The organism is Candidatus Spechtbacterales bacterium (assembly GCA_040879145.1).
Taxonomy (GTDB): Bacteria; Patescibacteriota; Minisyncoccia; order Spechtbacterales; family 2-12-FULL-38-22; genus JAWVZY01.
Window position 1 is genome coordinate 1 of record JBBDKX010000010.1, and the last position, 6227, is coordinate 6227.

The following is a 6227-nucleotide window of genomic DNA, read 5'->3' on the forward strand; positions in this document are numbered from 1 at the left end:
TCCACGATACCGCAAGCGAATCAAAGATTCGGGCGGTATCGGGACAAAAATTATGCCTAAAGAATTAGAAAAAAGATTTAACCACACAGAACGCGAGGAAAAAATTTACAAGCTTTGGGAAGAGAGCGGTTATTTTAATCCTGACAACTTAAAGGGCAAGGAGTCTTTTTCTATTTTAATGCCTCCCCCCAATGCCAACGACCCTCTGCACATAGGGCATGCTTTGTTTGTAACAATACAGGACGTGATGACACGTTACACCAGAATGAAGGGTAAAAAAGCGCTCTGGCTGCCTGGTATGGACCACGCGGGATTTGAAACGCAGGTGGTTTATGAAAAGAAACTCAAAAAACAGGGCAAAAGCAGGCTTGATATGACACGCGAGCAATTTTACAAAGAGGTCTGGGACTACACCCAATCCAACCGCGACACCGTGCGCGGACAACTGAAAAAGCTCGGCGCTTCATGCGACTGGAGCCGTGAAACTTTTACTCTTGATGAAAAAATAGTAAACACTGTTTACGCGACATTTAAAAAAATGTACGATGACGGGCTCATTTACAGAGGCAAACGCTTGGTAAACTACTGCACAAAGCACCAAACAGCATTCAGCGAGCTTGAGATAATGCGCGAAGAAAGAACAGACCCTTTGTACTATATGAAGTACGGACCCTTTAGTCTTGCTACAGTACGACCCGAAACAAAATTCGGAGATACAGCTGTCGCGGTAAACCCAAAAGACAAAAGGTATCAAAAATATGTGGGGAAAGAAATTGAAATAGAAACACTTACCGGAAAAAGGAAATTAAAAGTGATTGCGGACGATTATGTAGATCCTGAGTTTGGCACAGGTGTTGTAAAGATAACTCCCGCGCACGACCCAAACGACTACGAAGTGTGGCTACGCCACAAAGAAGAGATACCCGGTCCAATAGAAACCATAGATAAAAACGGCCGAATGACAGCTATCGCCGGACCCTACGAAGGAATGAAGGTTGAAGAGGCGCGCAAACAGATAATTGCAGACCTAAAGGAAAAGGGCCTTATTGATAAGGTGGAGAAAGACTATGTTCACTCTGTGGCGCTATGTTATAAATGCAACACAATAATAGAACCCATGCTTATGGAGCAGTGGTTTGTAAAAATGGAACCGCTTGCAAAACCTGCTATTGATGTTGTGAAAAAAGGCGATGCTTCGGCAGGCTCAGCACAGGGAATTAAAATACTGCCTCCAAGTCAAAAAAAGGTTTATCTGCACTGGCTCAAAAACATAAAAGACTGGAATATATCGCGGCAAAACTGGTGGGGAATAGAGATACCCGCATGGCGCTGTACAGCGTGTAACGCAAATCCTAAATCCGAAACTCAAAACTCGAAACAAATTCAAAATTCTCAGCCAGAGGCTGATCAGCCTTCGGCTGATAATGACCCGTCTCGCCTGAGGCAAGCCGAGGCGGACCAAAATTCAAAACAAGAAAAATGGATAATTACAGAAGGAGAAGAACCTAAAAAATGCCCCGATTGCGGCAACAAAGAGCTGGAGAGAGACCCTGATGTTTTTGATACCTGGTTTTCTTCCGGGCAGTGGCCTTTCGCAACTTTAGATTATCCCGATGGAAATGACTTTAAAGAGTTTTACCCTACAGATATTATGGAGACCGGATATGATATTCTTTTCTTCTGGGTAGCCAGAATGGTTATGCTTGGAATTTATAGAACAGGCAAAGTTCCTTTCCGGACGGTTTATCTGCACGGACTTGTGCGTGACAAAGACAGGCAAAAAATGTCAAAAAGCAAAGGGAATGTTATAGACCCTCTTGGAGTTATTGAGGAGTTTGGAACCGATGCCCTGCGCATGGCGCTCATTACCAATACAACTCCCGGGAGAGATCCTGTTTTAAACATGGAGCAGGTACGAGGATATCGCAATTTTTCTACAAAGCTCTGGAATGTTACCCGATTTCTTTTAATGCATGCTGATGCCTACGCATCAACAGTGAACAGTGAACAGAAAACAGAGAACAGAGATGACCAAATAAATAGAGAGGTTAAAAAACTTATAAAAAGCGTTACAGAAAATATGGAAAAATACCGCTACTCCCAGGCGGCTGAAGAGGTTTACCACTACGCCTGGCACAGGTTTGCGGATGAACTTCTTGAAGAGTCAAAAGAAATATTGTTTAGCGAAGATACCGAGGCAAAATCCAAAAGAATAACCGCGCTTACAAACGCCTGGGCCGATGTTTTAAAACTCCTGCACCCCTTTATGCCTTTTATAACAGAAGAGCTCTACGGGCATCTGCCTGTAGAGAACAAGCGGCTACTACTTGTGGAGACCTGGCCATCATAATAAATCCCCGAATATTCGGGGATTTATTATTAAATTTTTATACTAAATACTGTATACTAAATACTGTATACTAAATACTTTTTAAATGAGTTGTACAGGAACATGTCTCTTATTTGCACCCATGGCAGTTGTCCCCAGTATTATATGGCTACTTTTTTTTGTTTTACAAAAAAAACACCGTGAAAAAACAAAGGACATTGTAAAAGTGTTTCTTTGGGGTATATCTATAGCACTGCCTGTTGTTATTTTAGAAGACTGGAGTATAGGTATTTTCGCTGAATTTGCGGCAAATCTGTTTATTACACCCTTTTTAATGGGGTTTGTCGCGGTAAGTTTTATAGAAGAGTTCGCAAAATATGTGGTTGTGCGCACAAAAGCCATGCCCTACGCGTTTTTTGATGAACCACAAGACGCGATAATATATATGATAACAGCGGCGCTCGGCTTTGCGGGAATTGAAAACTTTGTCTATGTTCTCGTTAACACAAGCACGCCGGATATGGTTATAGGCATGACAATACTTAGAGGTGTCAGCGCTAATTTTCTGCATGTAGTGGCATCCGGATTTCTTGGATACTTTCTGGCGCTCTCCATTGAACATCCCAGGGAGAAAAGAAGGTTTTTATACACGGGTATAATTGGAGCCACCCTGTTGCATGGTGTCTTTAATAATTTTATAATGGAGTTGAGTGATTTAATCTCAGAATCCAGCTGTTCATATGTATTTGGCTTGGTACTGGAAGCAGGCACGAAATGCACTGAGGAGATATTTGGAATAGCCCTCATTGGCACACTTCTTACAATTTCTGGTATAATAATATTAATAGGGCTTTATAAATTAGCGCACGCTCGGTTCCCTCGCAGGGGTTAGGTACTAGGTACTAGGGATTAGGTATTAGACTAAAACCTAACACCTGTCACCTAAAACCTATTTTGTGAGGCGGAGCTGAATCCCTAGGCCGAAGGCCGGGATGGCGGCCCAAGGGGCTTAGCCACAAAACTATGGAAAAAGATTCTTTTTTTGAAAAATTAGGTCGTTCGCTCAAACTTGAAGACGAACAGTACGAAGAGTCTTCATCAAATAATTATCCTACAAAAACTACCATGGAAGAACCAACAACAAACAACTACAAAGAGGAATACGAAACAGAAGAAGAACTTGTCACAGAAGAAGAGCTTGTCAATGAAGCAGAAAATATAGAAGAGTACTATGAAGAGTCTCCCGAAGACGAAGGTGAAATAACAACTAACTTAGCAGTGGCAAAAACTGCGACAAAAGAAAAAATGACAAAAAAACCAAAGGAAAAAACCGAGGTATCCGAAGATGTTGAATATGAGGAAGAGGGACGCCTCACAATAGACGTCTATGAAACAGACATTGAGATTGTAATAAAAAGTACGATAGCAGGTGTAGCACCTGAGGACTTAGATATAAATATAACATCAGATTCCGTTACTGTGCGCGGAAAAAGGCAGAAAGATGAGGAGGTTTCAACTGAAGACTACTTCTACCAGGAGTGTTACTGGGGGGCTTTTTCACGCTCAGTTATTCTTCCTACCGAAATAGACGCGGACAAAGCGGAGGCTACAATCAAAAACGGAGTTTTAACAATACGACTTCCCAAGCTCTCAAAAACACAGCAGAAAAAACTCAAGGTTAAAACTGTTTCTTAATACTTTATATAATTTAAGAGTTTATACATGGAACTCACCCTTAACCTATCTATAAGCCGCAAAACGCGGAAACTTCTTGGACTATTGGCCGCAGTGATAATAATGACTGCGGTATTTTTTGCGACCATCTGGTTTCTAAACCGGGGAGAGCAAGCGATACAAGGTCTTAGCATAGGTTCTGTTTCTGTCAGCAAGCTCCCCTATTCCGAGGCCGAAGCACGATTAAAAAGCGTAACTGAAAACTATGTGTCCTCAGAAATAACTTTAAAAACGCCGGATGGGCTTGAAATAGTATCCACGCCCCAAAATGTGGGGATACGCCTTGAAATAGAAAAAACAGTAGAAAACGCCTACTCTCGCGGTAGAGAAGGATCTGCATATAAAAAGCTTTACGAACAGGCAAAGTCTCTTTTTGTGGGTTTGGAAGAACCTGTAATTACACACATAGATAATGAGAGGTTTAATGGTTTTGTAGAGTTCTCTTTAAGTGAGGTGCACAAGCCCGCCCAAAATGCTTCCTTTGAATTCAACGATGAAACTGAAGAGTTTGAGTTTGTTCCTTCAAAAATGGGTATAGTTGTAGATATAAACAACCTTAGGCAACAGATATTTGAAAGCGGACAAAAACTAAACCTGGACAACATACAACTTATACAAAACACGGATAGTCCTCTCGTTGACTCAGAAGAGGCAAGCTTAAACGCAAAAGTACAAGCAGAAGAAATATTGTCATTCATGCCCTATGCAGTAAAAGGACAAGACGGCAGTAGCTGGGAGATTGAAAAAGAAGACTTGGTATCGTGGATAGAATTTGTACCGGTAGAAAAGAACGGCTCTTATGAGCTTGCCGCAGAAATATCTGAAAAAGCAATACAGGATTATCTTGCTCCCTTTGCTCCGGGTCTTACAACAAAGCCTGTTAATGCCGCTTTTGAAGTAAGGAACGGAAAGGTTGAAGCTTTCAGTTTGGCTAAACCCGGATTAGAGTTAAACATGGAAGAAAGTGCAAAAAACATACGCGAATTACTTGATAAAGGAGAGGCGGAGGGGTTGCTTGCTTTTAACACAACGGATCCTGAAATTACATCCGAAAGCATAGATAATTTAAACATTACAGCGCTAATTGGGCGCGGAGAGAGCGATTTTACAGGTTCTCCAAACAACAGAAGGCATAATATAAACGTAGGGGCGGAAAAGTACCATGGAATTCTTATAGAACCCGGGGAGGAGTTTTCTTTTAACCAAAATCTCGGACCTGTTACTGCCTCCGCTGGCTATCTTCCGGAGCTTGTCATAAAGCAGGGCGCAACGATTCCCGAATATGGTGGGGGTCTCTGTCAGGTGTCTACCACGCTGTTTCGCGCTGCTGTGTATTCAGGACTAAAAATAACGGAACGATATAATCACTCATATCCGGTTGTGTATTACGGAAAACCCGGCTTTGACGCGACGATATATCCCGACCATCCGGATTTGCGCTTTACAAACAACACTCCGGGACATATACTAATACAGACACAGATTGTAGGAAGTAAGCTTATATTTGAAATATACGGACAGGATGACGGACGCCATACAGAAATAGACGGACCATATACTTATGATGCGCGGTCAAATGGAGCGGTAAAAGCATGGGTAACTCAAACTGTTTACGATAAGAATGATAATATTATGCTGGAAAAGACGTTCTATTCCAACTATCGCTCCCCTTCCCTGTATCCTGTAAATAGAAATCCATTAGAGTAACGGCCTTATCTTTTCGCTTATTTCTATGTCAGTGCCTGCGGTACTCACTTCATTTACCAGCACGTAAACTCCGCTTCGTTCCTCGGCACTTCCTAAAACTAAGCGAAAATCTGAAAAGCCTTGATTTAAAATTAAAAATTTTTGTGAGGCAAAGCCGAACAAATCAAAATATATGTCAGAACAATTTCCAAAAATAAACAAACCTGAAGGGTCCGAGAAAAACGGAAACTTTTGGGAAAAGAAGTACGACGACGGAAACGGGGTTGAAAAAACAATAGTTTTTTGCCCTCAATGCGGAGGACAAGTTCTCGCCGCTGAAAAAGAAGTTGAGGCGGGAGAACACGCCTGCTCACACTGCGGATTTGAGGGAAACACAGTTTAGGAATTAGGCGTTAGCTTTTTAGCTTCTTAGAAAAAAATAAACCCGACAGCGAGCTGTCGGGTTTATTTTTTGGTG

The 6227-nt window shown here is 41.9% G+C and carries 5 protein-coding genes; all 5 read left to right on the forward strand.

Features of this window, described 5'->3' with window-relative positions:
- Positions 1-52: 52 nt before the first annotated feature.
- Entirely contained in the window at positions 53-2350 is a 2298-nt protein-coding gene (locus tag WDZ40_01190; protein ID MEX0877460.1) for a valine--tRNA ligase, read from the forward strand.
- 121 nt (positions 2351-2471) lie between these two features.
- Positions 2472-3221, forward strand: coding sequence for a PrsW family intramembrane metalloprotease (locus WDZ40_01195; protein ID MEX0877461.1), 750 nt, complete (start codon positions 2472-2474; stop codon positions 3219-3221).
- Positions 3222-3352: 131 nt separating this feature from the next.
- On the forward strand, positions 3353-4024 hold the full coding sequence (locus tag WDZ40_01200) for an Hsp20/alpha crystallin family protein (GenBank protein ID MEX0877462.1): 672 nt from the start codon (positions 3353-3355) through the stop codon (positions 4022-4024).
- Between the two features lie 27 nt (positions 4025-4051).
- Positions 4052-5770 carry a VanW family protein gene (locus tag WDZ40_01205; GenBank protein MEX0877463.1) on the forward strand — a complete coding sequence of 573 codons (1719 nt, stop codon included), beginning with the start codon at positions 4052-4054 and terminating at the stop codon, positions 5768-5770.
- Positions 5771-5942: 172 nt separating this feature from the next.
- Positions 5943-6152 carry a zinc ribbon domain-containing protein gene (locus tag WDZ40_01210; GenBank protein MEX0877464.1) on the forward strand — a complete coding sequence of 70 codons (210 nt, stop codon included), beginning with the start codon at positions 5943-5945 and terminating at the stop codon, positions 6150-6152.
- Positions 6153-6227: the final 75 nt, after the last annotated feature.

Bases quoted from the DNA above. Each gene is read 5' to 3' on its own strand.
- WDZ40_01200 (MEX0877462.1), top strand. From the start codon at position 3,353: ATGGAAAAAGATTCTTTTTTTGAAAAATTAGGTCGTTCGCTCAAACTT.
- WDZ40_01190 (MEX0877460.1), top strand. From the start codon at position 53: ATGCCTAAAGAATTAGAAAAAAGATTTAACCACACAGAACGCGAGGAA.
- WDZ40_01210 (MEX0877464.1), top strand. From the start codon at position 5,943: ATGTCAGAACAATTTCCAAAAATAAACAAACCTGAAGGGTCCGAGAAA.
- WDZ40_01195 (MEX0877461.1), top strand. From the start codon at position 2,472: ATGGCAGTTGTCCCCAGTATTATATGGCTACTTTTTTTTGTTTTACAA.
- WDZ40_01205 (MEX0877463.1), top strand. From the start codon at position 4,052: ATGGAACTCACCCTTAACCTATCTATAAGCCGCAAAACGCGGAAACTT.